The organism is Vibrio marisflavi CECT 7928, from assembly GCF_921294215.1.
Taxonomy (GTDB): Bacteria; Pseudomonadota; Gammaproteobacteria; order Enterobacterales; family Vibrionaceae; genus Vibrio; species Vibrio marisflavi.
Genome location: NZ_CAKLDM010000001.1, coordinates 961,829 through 978,038, shown reverse-complemented (window position 1 = coordinate 978,038; position 16,210 = coordinate 961,829). Strand labels below are relative to the sequence as shown.

At 41.4% G+C, this 16,210-nt stretch carries 18 protein-coding genes; 6 read left to right on the top strand and 12 right to left on the bottom strand.

Going from position 1 to position 16,210, the window contains the following annotated elements; genetic code table 11:
* Positions 1–2: 2 nt before the first annotated feature.
* The 3 genes from L7A31_RS04375 to L7A31_RS04365 all read left to right on the top strand — a co-directional run bounded on the left by L7A31_RS04375 (position 3) and on the right by L7A31_RS04365 (position 3,582).
* Entirely contained in the window at positions 3–1,511 is a 1,509-nt protein-coding gene (locus L7A31_RS04375) for a complex I subunit 4 family protein (protein WP_237360281.1), read from the top strand.
* Positions 1,498–2,970 carry an NADH-quinone oxidoreductase subunit N gene (locus tag L7A31_RS04370; protein ID WP_237360280.1) on the top strand — a complete coding sequence of 491 codons (1,473 nt, stop codon included), beginning with the start codon at positions 1,498–1,500 and terminating at the stop codon, positions 2,968–2,970. The genes L7A31_RS04375 and L7A31_RS04370 overlap by 14 nt, the downstream gene beginning before the upstream one ends.
* Positions 2,971–3,135: 165 nt before the next feature.
* Entirely contained in the window at positions 3,136–3,582 is a 447-nt protein-coding gene (locus L7A31_RS04365; protein WP_237360279.1) for a GNAT family N-acetyltransferase, read from the top strand.
* Between the two features lie 83 nt (positions 3,583–3,665).
* Here L7A31_RS04365 and L7A31_RS04360 read toward each other — a convergent pair whose 3' ends face one another.
* Positions 3,666–4,382: a sugar isomerase domain-containing protein gene (locus L7A31_RS04360; protein ID WP_237360278.1), complete on the bottom strand. Its 717-nt coding sequence runs from the start codon at positions 4,380–4,382 to the stop codon at positions 3,666–3,668.
* A gap of 269 nt (positions 4,383–4,651) precedes the next feature.
* Between L7A31_RS04360 and L7A31_RS04355 the strand changes: the two genes are divergently transcribed.
* A complete protein-coding gene (locus L7A31_RS04355) occupies positions 4,652–4,891 on the top strand; it encodes a hypothetical protein (RefSeq protein WP_237360277.1) in 240 nt (79 codons plus the stop codon).
* 189 nt (positions 4,892–5,080) lie between these two features.
* On the opposite strand, the gene L7A31_RS04350 is transcribed toward L7A31_RS04355, so the two are convergent.
* Entirely contained in the window at positions 5,081–5,893 is an 813-nt protein-coding gene (locus L7A31_RS04350) for a class I SAM-dependent methyltransferase (RefSeq protein WP_237360276.1), read from the bottom strand.
* 493 nt (positions 5,894–6,386) lie between these two features.
* On the opposite strand from L7A31_RS04350, the gene L7A31_RS04345 reads away from it, so the two are divergent.
* Positions 6,387–6,695 carry a hypothetical protein gene (locus L7A31_RS04345; protein WP_237360275.1) on the top strand — a complete coding sequence of 103 codons (309 nt, stop codon included), beginning with the start codon at positions 6,387–6,389 and terminating at the stop codon, positions 6,693–6,695.
* A gap of 7 nt (positions 6,696–6,702) precedes the next feature.
* On the opposite strand, the gene L7A31_RS04340 is transcribed toward L7A31_RS04345, so the two are convergent.
* The gene (locus L7A31_RS04340) at positions 6,703–7,224 is read right to left on the bottom strand and encodes a hypothetical protein (protein WP_237360274.1); all 522 of its coding nucleotides are present in this window, start codon (positions 7,222–7,224) and stop codon (positions 6,703–6,705) included.
* Positions 7,225–7,327: 103 nt separating this feature from the next.
* On the opposite strand from L7A31_RS04340, the gene L7A31_RS04335 reads away from it, so the two are divergent.
* Positions 7,328–8,080 carry an SDR family oxidoreductase gene (locus L7A31_RS04335; RefSeq protein WP_237360273.1) on the top strand — a complete coding sequence of 251 codons (753 nt, stop codon included), beginning with the start codon at positions 7,328–7,330 and terminating at the stop codon, positions 8,078–8,080.
* A 70-nt stretch (positions 8,081–8,150) separates the two neighbouring features.
* On the opposite strand, the gene L7A31_RS04330 is transcribed toward L7A31_RS04335, so the two are convergent.
* From L7A31_RS04330 to L7A31_RS04290, 9 genes are all read right to left on the bottom strand, one after another.
* Positions 8,151–8,903 carry a phosphatase PAP2 family protein gene (locus L7A31_RS04330; RefSeq protein ID WP_290368738.1) on the bottom strand — a complete coding sequence of 251 codons (753 nt, stop codon included), beginning with the start codon at positions 8,901–8,903 and terminating at the stop codon, positions 8,151–8,153.
* Positions 8,904–9,297: 394 nt separating this feature from the next.
* Entirely contained in the window at positions 9,298–9,969 is a 672-nt protein-coding gene (locus L7A31_RS04325; RefSeq protein WP_237360271.1) for an OmpA family protein, read from the bottom strand.
* A 38-nt stretch (positions 9,970–10,007) separates the two neighbouring features.
* Positions 10,008–11,321: a TadE/TadG family type IV pilus assembly protein gene (locus L7A31_RS04320; RefSeq protein ID WP_237360270.1), complete on the bottom strand. Its 1,314-nt coding sequence runs from the start codon at positions 11,319–11,321 to the stop codon at positions 10,008–10,010.
* The gene (gene tadF / locus L7A31_RS04315) at positions 11,269–11,814 is read right to left on the bottom strand and encodes a tight adherence pilus pseudopilin TadF (RefSeq protein ID WP_237360269.1); all 546 of its coding nucleotides are present in this window, start codon (positions 11,812–11,814) and stop codon (positions 11,269–11,271) included. The genes L7A31_RS04320 and tadF overlap by 53 nt, the downstream gene beginning before the upstream one ends.
* A complete protein-coding gene (locus L7A31_RS04310) occupies positions 11,795–12,295 on the bottom strand; it encodes a TadE family protein (RefSeq protein WP_237360268.1) in 501 nt (166 codons plus the stop codon). Before L7A31_RS04310 ends, tadF begins: the two co-directional genes overlap by 20 nt.
* Positions 12,292–13,107: a tetratricopeptide repeat protein gene (locus L7A31_RS04305; protein WP_237360267.1), complete on the bottom strand. Its 816-nt coding sequence runs from the start codon at positions 13,105–13,107 to the stop codon at positions 12,292–12,294. The genes L7A31_RS04310 and L7A31_RS04305 overlap by 4 nt, the downstream gene beginning before the upstream one ends.
* A gap of 22 nt (positions 13,108–13,129) precedes the next feature.
* Complete coding sequence (locus L7A31_RS04300; protein ID WP_237360266.1) at positions 13,130–14,008, bottom strand: type II secretion system F family protein; 879 nt, start codon at positions 14,006–14,008, stop codon at positions 13,130–13,132.
* A 4-nt stretch (positions 14,009–14,012) separates the two neighbouring features.
* Positions 14,013–14,930: a type II secretion system F family protein gene (locus tag L7A31_RS04295; protein ID WP_237360265.1), complete on the bottom strand. Its 918-nt coding sequence runs from the start codon at positions 14,928–14,930 to the stop codon at positions 14,013–14,015.
* A complete protein-coding gene (locus tag L7A31_RS04290) occupies positions 14,930–16,210 on the bottom strand; it encodes a TadA family conjugal transfer-associated ATPase (RefSeq protein ID WP_237360264.1) in 1,281 nt (426 codons plus the stop codon). Before L7A31_RS04290 ends, L7A31_RS04295 begins: the two co-directional genes overlap by 1 nt.

Here is a 16,210-nt window from a genome sequence, read left to right as displayed (position 1 = left end):
TTATGCTTAGTTTATTGATTTTCTTCCCGCTTATCGCAGCAGTGCTGATATGGCTAGGTTGTCGCAAACAACCTGAGCTAGCTCGCTCACTGACGCTTTCTGCGGTCGTCATCGAGTGCTTGATGGTGGCGTGGATCTTTACCTCTGGCCATGTACATGGCTTCTCTATGACCGAGCGTCTTAACTGGATCCCTGACTTTGGGGTCCAATACTTGCTCAGCATCGATGGCATCAGTTTAAGCCTGATTGGCCTAAGTTGTGCACTGTTCCTTGTCTCTATCATGACGGCTTGGAAACAAGTTGACCGCTGGAATGCTTTTGGTCCACTGATGCTTGTAACGCTAAGTGGCATTATCGGTGCGTTCTTGGCACTAGACCTACTGTTGTTCTACGTGTTCTGGGAACTAATGCTAATCCCGATCTACTTTATGTTGAGCTTCTGGGGTTCGGCGGGTACGAAGAAAGCAGCGCTTAAGTTCATGATTGTGACCATCACTGGCTCTTTGCTGATGCTAGTGTCTCTTATCGTACTTTACCTAGTAAACGTACACGTAACAGGTCACATGACGTTCGATTACTTCTACCTAGCAAGTCACCCACTAACAGGCACTATGTCGAAGTTTGTTTTAGCGGGCTTCTTGATTGCGTTCCTAATCAAAGTACCGGGTTTCCCATTCCACTTCTGGGCTCCTGATACTTATCGTGAAGGTAACCCAGCAGTAACAATGTTGCTTTCTGGTGTAATGGCGAACGTGGGTGCTTACGGTATTTTACGTTTCTGTCTAGCTATCTTCCCTGATGCGATGCATCAGTTCGCTGACATCGGCATGGCATTAGGTGCAATTGGTACACTTTACGGCGCATTCCTAGCATTTAGACAAAGCGATATTCGTAACGTGATTGCTTATTCAAGTGTTAGTCACATGAACCTTGTTGTTCTAGCAATCTTTGCTTGGCAGCTACAAGCTCTAAACGGTGCGGTACTTCAGCTAGTTGCTCACGGTCTATCAGTTGCTGGTCTGTTCGCGGTTGTTGGTATGCTTCAATCTCGTGGTTACGAAGGTGACATGAAGAAAATGGGTGGCCTATACAAAGTTATCCCAGGTATCGGTGTTTTCCTTGTATTCTTGATGGTTGCAAGTGTTGGCGTTCCTGGCCTAGCTAACTTTGCTGGTGAAATCCTACTTCTAGTGGGTAGCTTTAGTACTTCACCATTGTGGGCAAGTGTGGCTGCATTCTCAATTCTACTGGGTGTGGTTTACTTCCTAAAAGCTTACGGTCGTTCAATGCTTGGTCCTATCTCTGAAGAGAACCAATCACGTGACATTCTTGACTTAACTGCTCGTGAGAAAATGATTGCAGCAGTATTGGTTATTGGCATTTTCTGGGTAGGTCTAGATCCTAACTATCTATTGCAGCTTATGGCGCACTCAACAGCAGATTTGGTTAATGCTAAACCTGTAGAACTGACTCACGCAATTATTAAAGGGGTAATGTATGTCACTCCATGATTTAACTTATGTATTGCCTTATGCTTTTGTTGGTATTGGTGCGTTAATCGTTTTATTGCTCGGCGTATTGCCGGGCAAAAAGAACAATCAAATCCCTTACATTGGCTCTATCGTTGTCTTACTGGCAACGATGTTCCAAGTAGGTACACTGTTTGGTAGTGATCACCGAATCGAAAACTTCGTCGAAATTAACCACTTTGTTTTGGTTGCTTTCGAGCTGTTTGCAGCAGGTGGTTTAGCGACAATTTTATTGGCTCAAAACTATCCAGCACTGAACAAGCACGTTGATGAAGAGTTCTATGGGCTCGTCTTGATTGCAGTATTGGGTACTTTCCTACTTGTTTCATCAGTGAATTTGCTTGCAGCATTCATTGGTATGGAAACAGTGGCGATCCCTATGTTCGCTCTTGTTGCGTGGAACCCACGCCGCAAAGGTGCTGTTGAAGGTGCGATTAAGTATGCAATCACAGCAACGGTTGCAGCTGCGTTCTTTATGTTTGGTATTGCACTGATTTACTTCGGTACAGGCACTCTAGTGATTGACCAGATCCCAGAAGCACTTGGAAATGCTCACGCGATTCCACTACTAGCGATCATGGGTATCATTTTCTTGCTGGTTGGTATTGCTTTTGAGTTGGCACTTGCTCCGTTCCACACTTGGTTAGCTGACGTATTCCAAGCATCTCCTGCGCCTGTGATGGCGTTCATCGGTAGTATCGCTAAAATTGCTATGCTGACATTCCTTATCAGCTTTGCGCTACAGATTGAGCCGCTTTGGTATCACCTAGAAAGTGTTCTTTGGGCTCTTGTGTTCCTAAGCATTATCTTTGGTAACTTGTTGGCACTACGTCAAACAAACGCTAAGCGTATCCTTGCTTATTCATCTGTTGCGCAGTTTGGTTACGTAATGATGGCGCTGGCTAGTGTGATTCCAAATGATTCACTATCAATGGCACATTCTGTTCGCGCAGCGGCGTATTACGGCTTTAGCTATGCCATTATGAATATGGTCGCGTTTGCTGTGATTACTATGCTTGGTAAATACAACCCAACGGGTGAATTGGATGGATACCGTGGCTTAGGCCGTCGTTTCCCTCTAGCAGGTGTTGCTATGGCAATCTCAGTATTGTCCCTAGCAGGTATTCCGCCAACAGCAGGTTTCTTTGCTAAGTTCTTCTTGTTCTCAGATGTACTTGCAAATGGCCACCTAGGCTTTGTACTACTCGCAGTACTTGGTTCAGCTGTGTCGATCTTCTACTACCTAAGAATATTGCTAGCACTATTTGCTAAGCAAGAGTCTAGCGAAGCAGATGAATCAGTAAATGTAGTAGTAAACACTGACGGAACTGTAGCAGCAGAGCCTACAGCGTTTGGTCCAGCTTTAGTTATCGCGATTTGTGCAATTGGCACATTAGCCTTCGGTATCTTTGCTCAAGCAGTATTTAACTTTATGTTTTAATTGTATTGCTTAAGCAGTAACGTCCTTATAAGCCCCGCTTTTCTAGCGGGGCTTTTTTGTAGGGGTGATCTTGATAGCTTGGATTGTTGAGATAGGTCATACACAATCGCGCTCTAAGGAGTACTATACAGAACGTTGATAAAAGATAGAGGTCTGGAGAACATAATGTTCGAAGTTTACAAAGCTGCCACGGATGACCTAGATAAAGTTTCAGGATTATTTAAAGAATATTTAACGTTTTATCAAGTTGATTATACCGACAAGAATCCAGAGCAGTTTTTGCAGGATCGACTTAAGAAAAATGAATCTACAATTTACTACGTTGCAGACGAAGAAGGGCGATATGTTGGTTTTATGCAGCTATATCCGCTTTTTTGCTCGTTAGAGATGCAAAATACATGGCTGCTCTACGATCTATTTGTTGCGGAGTCAGCCCGCTGCCAAGGCGTTGCTCAAATGCTACTAGATCAGGCTGACGCTCTTGCAAAAGAAACGAACGCATCGTTTTTGATGTTGAGCACGGCAGTAGATAATTTGAAAGCTCAGCAGCTATATGAAAAAAATGATTATCAGCGAGATACGGAATTTTTTAACTACGTTAAGCACGTTTAAGTCGCAAAAATCGCCCACTATATAGATGAAAGTTATCGCATGTGGATGCGATAACTTCATACAACGCCAATTTTAAGTGGAAATCACATCGCCTTTAATCGGCCTTTGAAATGCTCATACACATCATCATTGTTGAAGCCATCGACATTTTGGCTACCAAAGATCAGCGGTGTCACTCCTTGCTCTAAGGCGATTTTTTGCGCTTCCGTGCAAATCGTATTGATAAGTGCCATACCTGAAAGGCTGGAAAACGCGCCGGTTACGCGGCCATTAATTTCACACAGTCCATCACCACTAGGAACGCGGTTATCTAAGATGATATCTGCGATGTCCATAAGTTTTTGTCCACTTTGGTGACGACTTGGATACTTGCTTGATTGCTCCACTGAAGTGATGGCGATAACTTTGTGGCCTTTCTGTTTAGCAAGTTGAGCAAACTCAACCGGGAGGGCATTCCTGCCAGAGTTGGATACCACGACAATGACATCATGTTCGTTGATATTTTGCTCCTGCCACAAAATTTCGGCTAGTCCACTTAGTTTCTCTAGCTTTGAGCCGCGTAGCGCTCCATCTGAAGTTAGAACGGTAGAGTCTAATATTGCATTGATATTGCCTAAACCTCCGGCCCGGATAAAACCCTCTAGCCCAATCATATGGGAATGACCGGTTCCTAATATTTGAATCATGTTGTCATGAATGATTGCATCGGCAAACATTTGCGACGCTTGCTGGATAGTTTGTTCGTTATTGAGAAAAAGCTGCTCTAATGCTTGGATGAGTTTGTTGCTATATTCGAACATAGATATTCACTTACGGCATGGAAAAACACAATATAGGGGAGTTAAGTGATCAGTTCCGCTGCAATTATCACAAATTAGAACTGGCGCCAATTGTTAATTGTGCTGATATTTATGTAACTTAAAACTTAATTATTTGTTACCTAAATAATACTATTCACGAAAAATTAGATACCACACGAGAACCCGTTAAAGGATGGAAAAGTGAGTTTTGGCACTATACGATATGAAATGTTGTGCTTATTAGCGATACTTTACTTTAAGGGAAAAGGATGAGAAGAAAAATAGTGTTAGTTGGTCTAGTTGTTGGTGTGGTTGGGGTTTTGGGTTTTTTAGGATATCGGTACACTCTCAATCACCAAGCGTTACTTCATTCAATAGCAGCAAATATGAGTAGCGAGAGACTTGATTACGTCAGCTGTAAATCCAATATCGCTTATTTGCCTGAATATCAAAGCCTTTGTTATGAGCCACTAAAAGAAGCCGCCCAGCATAGCACTAGGGTTGGATAATTCATTAGAGTGTTTTGATTCAAGTTCAATATTTCATTAATCCCCTAAAGTACCGTTCACTATAGGGGATTTTGATTATTTTAGAGTTCTAGTTTGGTGCTCATATCAGATTGTATTACATCGACACCCCCACAATTTTGACGATCTGGGAGCCAACACCTGTGTTCTAACTTGTTGATGGCTAGATAGTTACCAAGTGTTGCCTGTTGCACGTTTTATTGCTTTCGTTGCAATCATCGTCGACATGTAGTTCTCGATAAGGAACCTAGGGGTAGGGTGTTCATCTTCGTAAAAACCAGTGATCGAAAACCCAGCATTTATTTGCTCCCCGATTTGTTCTGTTAATGTGTGGCCAAAAACAATGGCATCACCCGAAGCGAGTTTCGCCTGATACTCGTGAGCTTGTAAGCTTGTCGCATCCGAGTAAGGTAAAGTGTACTTAGGTTTTAAAATTCCTTGTTCTTCCAACTCCTTATTTCGTTCAAACACAAACAAAATAGGATTGTAGAAACTTGCTAGAAGTACACCGTTTGTCTTAAGTACTCGATAACATTCATGCCAAAGTCTTTTTAACTCTGGAATATATAAGTTTGAGATTGGTGAAATTATGTAGTCGAAACTCTCACTCTCGAAGACAGACAAATCTCTCATATCGCCTTGCTTAGTAACGAGCTCTAAATTGTCTCTATCGGCAACAAATCGGTCCTTGTTAAGTTGTTCTTGAGATATGTCGTAGACAGTTACAATTGCGCCAGCAGCGGCTAGAACTGGTGCCTGTTGGCCGCCAGCTGAAGCTAGGCAAAGTACTCTCTTGCCCTGCAAATTTTTGGGAAGCCAATCTTCTGTTAAAGCGGTTTTGGTAATGTGTACAGACCAAGACCCCTGCTTCGCATTTGAGATGATTTCTTGTGATACTGGCTTTGACCAATCACATTCGGCTTTAGCAAACTTATCCCAAGCTTGGCTATTGTGTCTTATAACATCTGTTTTTGGGTTGGACATAATATGCCTCCTGTTCTGGAGGGTTAGGGGCGCGAATGTGCTTTCAAAGAACTGCCCAACAACGTTGCATGCTAAAAAGTTGCAGAATCGAATGCACAAATAATTTGACGATTGAATACGCCGACTAACCCTGAAAATCCAATGGAAAAAATAAAAGGATGACAGAATTAGTTGTTCATTTGACGTAATCTCGTTTAGAAGTGAGGCGCAATAGTATCTTGAGTTGTATCCGTTAGCAACTTAGTTAGACACACTGAGGTAATAATGTCAGGACTATGTCAGAGGAACGGCGTTTACGTGACTCCTATAGTAAATTGTACCATTATCACTATTGATAAAAATAATAATATAAAAAATTTAATTGTTACCATAGCGCTAATTTGCACAATTATTCTCGTTGTAATGTGCTGTAATTGAAGGTAATTTGATTTATACCAATAGTAAATCGTCTAGCTGGGATGAAGATTTCATTGAGCTGATTTAGGAGTTAGGTATGAGAACCAAAGATAAATTTGCTTTGGAGTTAGCATTAGAGCAGTTTTTGCAGCTAACAAGTTCGTTAGACGTTGCTGTTGCTGGTTCGCTATCAATCGATGGTAAGCTTGTCCACTTTGACAACAATGTTACAGGAACAGACTCTAACTTTAAGAACATTCGTCGCCTCGTTGAGCACCAAGGGGATCTTGCGAGTTTGATTGCTGAGTTACAATTCGAAAGTGACAACGCGAAATCAACAGATGATAGTAATTGTTCTAAAAATTCTTCGTTTTCCACGCCCACTGCTTTTAAAGTAAAGCACTAACGGTAAGCTAGTTGTATTGCATCCATTTGTGTCGGATAAGTACGTATAGTGCGTACGCGTTGGCGAGGTTGGATACAAATGCGATTGTGCTGAATCCGGTGTAGCAATTTACAGCGAAAGTGACCAGCATACCAAAATAGGTAATGTACACCCCCCATTTCTGCCAATACCAAATTCCTATACAACCGACAATGTTCACAGTTGCGATCACGCTATAGGAGATCAATAAACTATCAGAAATGGTGTACGGAGTATTTGCGATGGTTTGAAGCTGTCGAGTAAATTCAGCGGGTTGAACCCCATACAAGCTTAGAGTCGGTAATAAGTTACTCATCATTTGCTCGATAATTGATGTAGCAATAACAACCTGACCATGAACCCAATGCAAAATAGGCGTTGATTCAATGCATAGCCCTATAACAACCAGCGAACCGAGTATAGAAAGCCACACATAAGTCGATAACCAAAATCCGTGGTTTAGTTCAATCTCTTCTTGGGTTTCTGTAGGATTTTGTTGACCGATTTGCATTAAGGTTAAGCCTTTTTTGCTATGAATTGACTCCGGGCAAATAGTACACTTGCTTCTCACCTCGTTTCAATCTTAAGCCGTCATTGATAACAAAAGGATGACAATGAAAAGAACATTGATTACATGCGCCAATAGTGGGATAGGCGCCGAAATTGCTAGGCGAGTATCGGGCAATGACAAGTTGCTTTTGGCGTCAAGAGATCTAAATAAACTAGCAAAATTGGCTGCTAACCTTGAAGCTTCATCTGAGCTTTATCAATTGGACTTTTTTGACTCGGCAAGTGTTGAACAGTGCACTAGCCAAATTATTCAACAAGGTAAAGTCGATAATCTGGTATTGATTCTTCCACGTGTAGCACCATCAAATAAAGTGTTTCCGTCTGAGCAAGATTGGCTCAAGTTGTTCAACAATTATTTTGTTAAGCCGCTGAGTTTATTGAAAGGGCTAGTGGAGCGTGAGGCGTTGAACAATGGCGCGAAGGTCGTGTTGATCTCGGGTTTGAGTACTAAATCTGCGATGAGTCATTATGCAATGAATAATTGTTTGAGAAACGCATGGTTAGGTCAGGCCAAGACAATGGCTCTAGCGTTAGGTGAAAAGGGAATTTCAGTGAACACTCTTTCTTTAGGAGGAGTGATGACAAAAGCATACACTGACAAGCTTAAAGGTAAAGCGGAACAAGCTGGCGTGCCTTTTGAAGAGCTCATGCAAGATGAAGTGTCTAATATTCCACTTAAAAAGTATGCTTCAGTTGAGGAAGTCGCTGACGCAGTATTATCGCTGCTTGGGCCGCTAGCAAATCATATGACGGGGCAGAATATTTTGCTGGATGGTGGATTTTTTAAAGGTTATTGACGATATAAAGTGCGTCACTTTTTGTAACGCACTTGAGCTTTTCCTTCGGTTTTTACAAATGCGGTTTTCTCTATGCATTACATGTTTGAGTCTTCTGTTTGTTGTTTTTATAAGAAAGTTTTGGGTACACATCAACAACAAAGATAGCGACAGCCATGACAAACCAGCCACCGACAATATCTACAAAATAATGCCAACCAAGTAAAAAAGTCGAGCAAGCTAATATTGCGTTAAGCACGAGCAATGGGTAGAAAACCCAGCGTTTAGTCCTGAAAGTATAGGTATAGAGAGTTGACCAGATGATATGAAAAGAAGGAAAACTAATCAGACCATCTCCAAGGTCGCTCGGTATAATTCCTTGGTGAATTTGCTTAAATGCTAGAGCAAGGTTTATTTGGCCACTGACTAAGTGTTGATGGCTCAAGACACTGGCTGGAGAAGCTGTCGGAAAAAAATAGTAGATAGTCAAACCCAATAGGTTAACAAGAGCGAGCTTAGCCAAAAAAGATTCACTGCTTTTTTGGCTAAAGAAAATAAAGATTGGCAAGGTCAAGAATATGACTTGAAAGCCTAATGAAGCGTATGCAAGCCTTAGCACTAATACCAAGTACTTGTGACTGAAGACCCAATTCATAATCTGGTTCTGATCTATTCCCAACATAAGGTCTAATTTATATAGCGTAAGATCAATCGTATGGATCGGCGTAAACCTTAATACATTTGAAAAAGTTAATACTATTACAAGCGAAAAAAAAGCACAGAGTAGTGGCACAAACAGCTTTATAGCAGGTAGGTGCTTTCGGTATATGCGCACTAATAACATCAGGGTGCAGAGTAACATTGTTAGAAATAAATACTTAGTGTAATAGGTTTCTCCTGAAGAATAATGTGTAAGCATGCTGTTCACACACACCGAAAACACGGATAACGCTAAAGTTAGTAGGTAACAGAATAACGTTACCTTGTTTGTATAGTTTAAATTTAGAATGATTCTAATAATCTTAGATATATGGGGAGCTTTGATACGCTCAATTCTAAAATTACGGTTCAATTCAGGTTTCGATGAAGTGATAACATCGATATTTGAAGTGTTCATAAATTGTGTATCTCAATGACTAGCAGAGTACGATCTAACCTTCATCATGCTCCGCTCATAGATTGTGTTATACAAGTCGGTTTAGGACTAATTGTTATAACTTTTGAATAGCAAAAAATAACTAGTCAACAACGACATCAGTACGGCGGTTTTTTTGTCTTCCTTTAGCTGTTTTGTTGCTTGCTATAGGATGAGATTCACCGTTACTTTTTGCTGTTAGTAGACTAGCGTCAATACCGTGAGCACTGAGGTACTTTACGACACTATCTGAACGTTGCTTACCAAGTTTAACGTTGTACGCGATGCTGCCTATTGAGTCAGTGTTGCCGGCAACTGTTAGTGGGTCTTTGCCATTCTTAATTGACTTGATCAATTGATTCAAAACGTACTTTGATCGGCTAGTTAGCTCAGATTTATCAAAGTTGAAATAAACGCGAGCAAGTAATTTTCCTTTCTGTGTGACGTTGACACTTTGATGCTGAGATATAATATCTTTTAGTAAGTATTCTTCGCATGTTTTATCAATATTTTGTTGGCTAAAAGAGTCTTCGTTTAACACACTTTCAATAAGGTATTTATCAGGGCTGGTTTTTTTCAGCATTTGCACTTGGTAATATGGGCCTTGATTTAATGCTAAATCAGTGCCGTCACCAACAATAATTTGTTCTTTAAATTCACCATGTTTTGAACCGCAATAAAGGCTAAATACTTTATTTAGATCAGGGGTATATTGTGCTTGTGCTGTCAACGGCAATAAGAATGCCGTCAACATTAAAAAATAATGTTTTTTCATAGTTGTCACTTTAGTAATGTATTAGTTTAAATTGCAGATCATCGCAAATGACCTGTTTCTTCGTTGATTATTCCTAGAATCTGATTAACCATTTGCTGACCATCTTTCGCTTCATAAACGTTGTTCTTACCCACGCACTGAGTAAGAGCAGGGTTAGTTGAGGTGTCGTAGTCAAATCCGATAAAAGCTAGTGTTGTCTCGACTGGTTGGCCGTTTACTGTTGCCGTTTGACTATCGAGCGTGTCTCGAATGGTGTCGCACATTCCGTTGTCGACTAAATTCTGAGTTGTGCTGGGATAGTTATCCTCACCATCAGATATAATAATCATCAACCTTCTGGAGAGTGTTCCAGTATTTAATAGCTGAGCTCCACGAATGATACCTTGATAAGAAGCGGTGCCATTGCTTGGATAAAAACTATCTAACGAGCTGTTGAAACTGTTAAAGTCCGTAGTTAGCTGAAGGTCATGGAAATTTCCTCCAGAATTAGACACTTCGTACGAACTGTTTTTGACATCAAATATGTGTTGAATTGTGTTGGTCGCATCAACATTTGAATGACTGCTAGTCGGATGACCATTATTATTTATAGTCTGAACGATACTGTGATAGCTTTGACCGTCCGATGGTACAGAGTGCGTCGCAGTGTTATATACAGCAAGCCCAATTTTGTTTTTGTACTCATCAGCGAGGTTAGCATTTTGTGTGGCTAATTGATCGGTAACTTCTTGTACAACATCTTGTAATTGTTTGTATTTTGCTTTGCCGCCTGATGAAGGCCTGTTATTCATAGAACCTGAGAAATCTGCCACAATGACCGTATCCACTGGCGATTCTACTTTTTGCGAAATAGCCTGACTTGCAGTGGTAAAAGTTTTACCAAAACCTTGTTGGTTATCGCCCCCAGGGAACCAAGATAGCTGGTCGGTTGATATATTTATTTGGTACTGGTAGCCATCAACAAAGTCGTCTAAGCACTTTGAATTATCTAGGCTACAATCTACTTTGCTGATCTTGAGTGAGTTTATATTGTTAATATCTGGCACGTACGCTTTCGCATAGTTGCTTACTAACGTCTGGTTAACTGCACTGCCAGATCCGTCTGTACTCTCATTGTCATCATTGAGTGCTGCAACCGCTATTGAGGCTACTTCAGATGCGTTGTCTAAACGGGCTCTCGTCTGCAATGCGCGGGCACCATCAGTTGCCAACGCTAAGAAACCGATCATTCCAAGTAATAGAAGGACGAATATAATGCCAGCAACTCCTTGCTGCTTTCGTTTCATGTTTCTCATGGCACTATCTTCCCAACGAAATTGATGAAGTGCTGACTTCGCTGTAGTCACCACCATATGCGGCACCATAGAAGTTGGCACCTTTGTAACAAAGGGTGACTCTATACAAAGGATCTCGCCGTCCCCACGAAGTTTCTACCGACAAATTCGAGTAGCTAGCAATTGTTTTAGACAAATTGCATTGGTGGCTACCTAGGTTATATCGGGTAATTTGAGATTTGCCATTTTCGTCAAAGGTCAAGCCTTCAATAGTCGCCCCTAGATTATTGCTGTCATAGCTCGACAGTGTTCTAGTAAGTGAATTTTTGGCAATGGTATATAGAGCAGTAGCATCATCTCTACTTACGGTGTAATCGCTGTTATACAGCTGCGTGCGCTCTCTCAGTATGCTAACCAATGAAAAAGAGAGTCGATCTAGCTGACCTTTTATCGATATTTGAGCCACGATTTGTTCGCTAAAAAGCAGCAAAGCGCAAAAAAAGCCGATAAATATGGCAAACTCAATGGCGTATACGCCTCGTTGAGGTTTATTAAACTTGGACTTTATCACGTTGATATTCCTGTATTGCCATTTCTTCTCGGCTAAATAAGCCAGAAGTAAAAGTAAAGTCTCCGGTGATCGTGTGGAACAAATAAGAGACATGATAGATGGCTATAGCGCTGTCCGTAGGATCTCCACATGTCGCAGTCGTTTGTCCTTGTGGGACTTTACAACCGTCTTGAACCTTCTCTAAGCTGTCAACACTGGTTAGGTATTGAATTGACATGCTAAAGTTGTTTGGATCAATCACACCTTTCCAATAAGAGCTGCTTTTGTCGATAACTCCTTGGAAATCTTTCATGAAGTCGGTATTGCCATCATCGACTTTTGCTTCACGAACCGCTTGCGTAACGATTAGATCGCAAATCGACGACACGTAAGACATGTAACTCACTTCGACCCAAAGCATCATAAAGAGCCACAATGCTAAGAACCCTATTGAAAACTCGATCGAAACAGTGCCCAGCATTTTTCTTTTACGCTGAATCATTTTTTGCCTTTCTTGTGATGGCTCTTGGCTAACTTGCTTGGCTTTTTATTAACTTGGCTAGCGGAAGCTGGCTTGCTGTGGTGTAAGGGTAAAGCTGTAACTGCTTCTGTTGTTTGCAATGTTAGGTACAACTGAGCGATAGCGCGATCGCTATATTTAGGCTCCAAAATACTTTCCAGCAACTGTAAATTTTTAGATTTTGCTACTGCAATAACTAGGTTCGCCATCATCTGTTTGTCGGCTTGATTGTTTTTGTACATTGGCATGATGCGATCAACGGCTTGCTGATATTTGCTTTGCAAAATATCTAATACAACTAGATTGTTGGTGACTTTCACGTCATCGTAAAAATGCTCTCTTGCTAGGTTGAAATAGTGTCGAGCCTTGGCGTAATTGCTGTCTGTTGCGTAAATAACGCCGAGCAAGTTTTCAACTTCACCATTATTTGGGTCGATATGGTCGGCAGAGATAGCTGAGCTAAGTGCTGACATTGTTTTGTTTACGTCTAGCTGAGCATTTGCTTGCACAACTAGTGACGCGACACTTGGCTCAGTCTTATTTACAGGCTTAATCGTGAATATGGCTGAATTTGGATCGCCATAATTTAGATAGGCTTGAGCCAATTTAATTCGCGTGTCGGCAGAGTCTTTTTGTTTTAGCTGCTTTCTATATAGTTTAATAAGGCCTTGATAGTTTTTTGTAACGATTAAGGCAGATTCAACCGATGAATCAGTATTTTGGGCTGGATTTGAAGCGCAGCCGGCCGCTAGCAGTATGGCTAGGCATACTGCTATTTTGCTAAATAATTTCATGTGTATATTCTTTAAATCTTATCTACGAAAAATATCTCATAATAGGCGGACCTATAACCAAAGGAACTATCGGGAACATATGAAATAAAATCATAGGAACGGATATCTTTGAGGCCAATTTGCCCATTCTTTCTTCAGTTTCCAGTAGAGTGATTTCTCTTATATCAGCAGCAAGTGTTGTTAATACTTCATATATTGAGCTTCCGTAGTGTAAGCTTTGTTTCAATGTCATAACGAAGCTACGCATTGCATTCGTCGGAACACGTTGGTAAAGCTCATCTAACGCTACGTCTAACCCGACGATTCGAGAACGCGCATTTGTCTGATTCAGAGTATGTGCGATGTGCTTGTCGAACCCTTTCATTTCTTCCGACAAATAGAAAAGTGATGACTCAATCGTCATGCCTGTTTTGACACACATTGCTAGTAAATCAAGCAAATAGGGCAGTTGTGCTGATACTCTTTTCTTTAGCTTTCTCTTTTTCTCAGCAAGCACCATGTCTGGTACAGAAATACAAACACACAACCAAATGCCGCAGAATAGAAGTACCACTATTCTTGTCCAATCTGCTGGAGAGAGGAAAAAAATCAATCCTGCCCCAATAGCTGCAGCAATATATTTTGCAGGCATATAAAGAGAGGCAAATTTGAACTCGTAGTACCCAGCGGACTTAAACATATCGTCAATATCTGCTGTGTTTGCCGACAGTACTTTCGGGATATACTGCTCGAATTTTTCAACGCCATCACTACTGGCTGTAGAGTCTCCGAGTTCTTTACTGGCATATTTTCTTAGCGCTTTCTTGCGTTTGAAACGGCTAGAAATAACAACAAAAATTGCAACGATACCAAAGAATAAAACGGCTAAGGCTAAAAATAGTGTGATTTGATTGTTCATCATCTTGTTAGTCCCTCATTAGCCATGCTGCAATGGAGAAGCCGATTAAATTACTACCAATGAGGTAATACAATAAGTAGTGCCCTTTAGGGTTGTGTAGTACATAGTTAAAGTTTGGTGGACTAATAAACTGGTATAAAAACAAGAAGATGAATGGCACCGAAGCTACAATTTTCACAGACATACGAGCTTCGGATGTCAGAGACATTTTCTTTTTCTCCATCGCTCGTTCATTGAAAATCATTCGGTTTAGTCGGCTAATTACTTCTTTCAACTGGCCGCCTCTTTGTATATTGGCATTGAGCACAATGGCAAAGAACAAAAATGCGGAGTAGGGAAAACGAGCGCAAGATTTACGAAATACGCTTTCAGGTTTTTCTCCAATCAGTAGCCTTTCACCCATCAGCTTGAACTCTTTTCCGACATCACCATCAAGGTTTTTCCCAACATAGCTGATAGCGTGGACAATACTTTCACCAGTGCTAATAGCACTACCTAAGATGTTGAGTGCTTCAGGAAACGATTCGCTAAATTGCTTATATGCGCGCTTTTTAAGCCATGAAATACCATACAATACACTTAGCACAGTTATCGCACAGAAGATTGCAACTAACTGTTTAGGACCACCTAAAACAAAAGTTCGATTAATGTACATAGCGGCCGCGAAACAGATCACTATTACTGCCATGAGTTTTAATGATGCGAATTTCCCTAACTGCAAATACGCTGTTTTCAATTCGCTTAATAGTTTGTCTGAAAGCGATTTTGTCGAGAGGGCGTTTAAATCGACTACTTGTGATTCGTTAACCGCTGAAGGATCGATATCATTGAAGCGTGTTTTGTCGAGATACGTGTGCTTGGGCTTGTTTCCTTTTAGGAGAAATATCACCGAAAGCCCACCTATCATTAAGATGAACCAGTACATCACATCGTCTCCATCGCACCAAATAAGCCGTTCAATTGCGCCTGAAGCCCGTAAAAACTTGCTTTCTCGGCGATTACTGAACGTCGCGGCAAACCTGCCGTAGTAAAGTTGCCCACTACTTTACCGTTTTGCACCTGACCGCTGTGATGGAACTTGAAAATTTCTTCTAAAACAATCGCATAGCCTTCAAGTCCAACAACTTCAGAGACACTCATTACTTTACGAGTTCCATCGTGAAGTCGGCTTATCTGCACGATCAGATCGACTGCGCTGACTACTGAGCGGCGTATTGCTTCTAACGGAAGGTTAGAAGTTGCCATCATCACCATAGACTCAACACGAGCAAGGGCATCACGTGGAGTATTTGCGTGCAGAGTAGACATTGAACCATCGTGGCCGGTGTTCATCGCTTGCAACATCTCGAATGCTTCAGCGCCACGACACTCACCGACAATTATACGGTCAGGACGCATACGTAGAGCATTGATGACTAGGTCTCGTTGATTTACCGCGCCATTGCCTTCGATACCTTCAGTTCGCGTCTCTAGTCGTGCGACATGAGGTTGTTGTAGTTTGAGTTCGGCTGCATCTTCAATAGTAATAATTCTTTCTTTTTCAGACACGTACTGCGATAGGGCATTCAACAAGGTCGTTTTACCCGAGCCGGTACCGCCAGAAATAATGATATTCAAGCGACATCGAGCAGCAATTTTTAGCACTTGCGCGACTTGGCTGCTCATGGAACCAAACTCAGCCATTTGATCTAAGCCCATGGCGTGTTTTTTGAATTTACGAATAGAGATACAAGTGCCATCAATGGCTATAGGTGGTATCACTACATTGACACGGCTGCCGTCTGCAAGGCGCGCATCACATGTGGGAGAAGCGTCGTCAACACGACGTCCTACTTGGGTAACGATACGTTTGGCTATATTTTGTAGCTGACTTTCGTCGATAAACTTAACCGCTGACTCTTCAACAATACCGTTGCGCTCAACAAACACATTGTCATGGCCATTGATCATGATGTCGTTAATAGACTCATCATCGAGCAATACTTGCAGTGGGCCAAGTCCATGTAATTCGTCGACCAAATTCTTTACAAACTCAGAGCGGATCACCGAGGCTACGGAATAGTCTTCCCTTTCGATAAGCAGATCGACAGCTTTCGCGAGCTGGCTAGTTAGTTGATCTTTCGAAAGAGAATTAATGGACTCAGGTTCAAGAGCTTCAAATATCTTCTCACGAATGTGGATATATATAGTCTTATTGCTGTACAT

Coding starts and splice junctions, on each gene's coding strand:
- L7A31_RS04375 (WP_237360281.1), top strand. CDS start 3: ATGCTTAGTTTATTGATTTTCTTCCCGCTTATCGCAGCAGTGCTGATA.
- L7A31_RS04370 (WP_237360280.1), top strand. CDS start 1,498: ATGTCACTCCATGATTTAACTTATGTATTGCCTTATGCTTTTGTTGGT.
- L7A31_RS04365 (WP_237360279.1), top strand. CDS start 3,136: ATGTTCGAAGTTTACAAAGCTGCCACGGATGACCTAGATAAAGTTTCA.
- L7A31_RS04360 (WP_237360278.1), bottom strand. CDS start 4,382: ATGTTCGAATATAGCAACAAACTCATCCAAGCATTAGAGCAGCTTTTT.
- L7A31_RS04355 (WP_237360277.1), top strand. CDS start 4,652: ATGAGAAGAAAAATAGTGTTAGTTGGTCTAGTTGTTGGTGTGGTTGGG.
- L7A31_RS04350 (WP_237360276.1), bottom strand. CDS start 5,893: ATGTCCAACCCAAAAACAGATGTTATAAGACACAATAGCCAAGCTTGG.
- L7A31_RS04345 (WP_237360275.1), top strand. CDS start 6,387: ATGAGAACCAAAGATAAATTTGCTTTGGAGTTAGCATTAGAGCAGTTT.
- L7A31_RS04340 (WP_237360274.1), bottom strand. CDS start 7,224: ATGCAAATCGGTCAACAAAATCCTACAGAAACCCAAGAAGAGATTGAA.
- L7A31_RS04335 (WP_237360273.1), top strand. CDS start 7,328: ATGAAAAGAACATTGATTACATGCGCCAATAGTGGGATAGGCGCCGAA.
- L7A31_RS04330 (WP_290368738.1), bottom strand. CDS start 8,903: ATGTTATTAGTGCGCATATACCGAAAGCACCTACCTGCTATAAAGCTG.
- L7A31_RS04325 (WP_237360271.1), bottom strand. CDS start 9,969: ATGAAAAAACATTATTTTTTAATGTTGACGGCATTCTTATTGCCGTTG.
- L7A31_RS04320 (WP_237360270.1), bottom strand. CDS start 11,321: ATGGTGGTGACTACAGCGAAGTCAGCACTTCATCAATTTCGTTGGGAA.
- L7A31_RS04310 (WP_237360268.1), bottom strand. CDS start 12,295: ATGATTCAGCGTAAAAGAAAAATGCTGGGCACTGTTTCGATCGAGTTT.
- L7A31_RS04305 (WP_237360267.1), bottom strand. CDS start 13,107: ATGAAATTATTTAGCAAAATAGCAGTATGCCTAGCCATACTGCTAGCG.
- L7A31_RS04300 (WP_237360266.1), bottom strand. CDS start 14,008: ATGATGAACAATCAAATCACACTATTTTTAGCCTTAGCCGTTTTATTC.
- L7A31_RS04295 (WP_237360265.1), bottom strand. CDS start 14,930: ATGTACTGGTTCATCTTAATGATAGGTGGGCTTTCGGTGATATTTCTC.
- L7A31_RS04290 (WP_237360264.1), bottom strand. CDS start 16,210: ATGTACAGCAATAAGACTATATATATCCACATTCGTGAGAAGATATTT.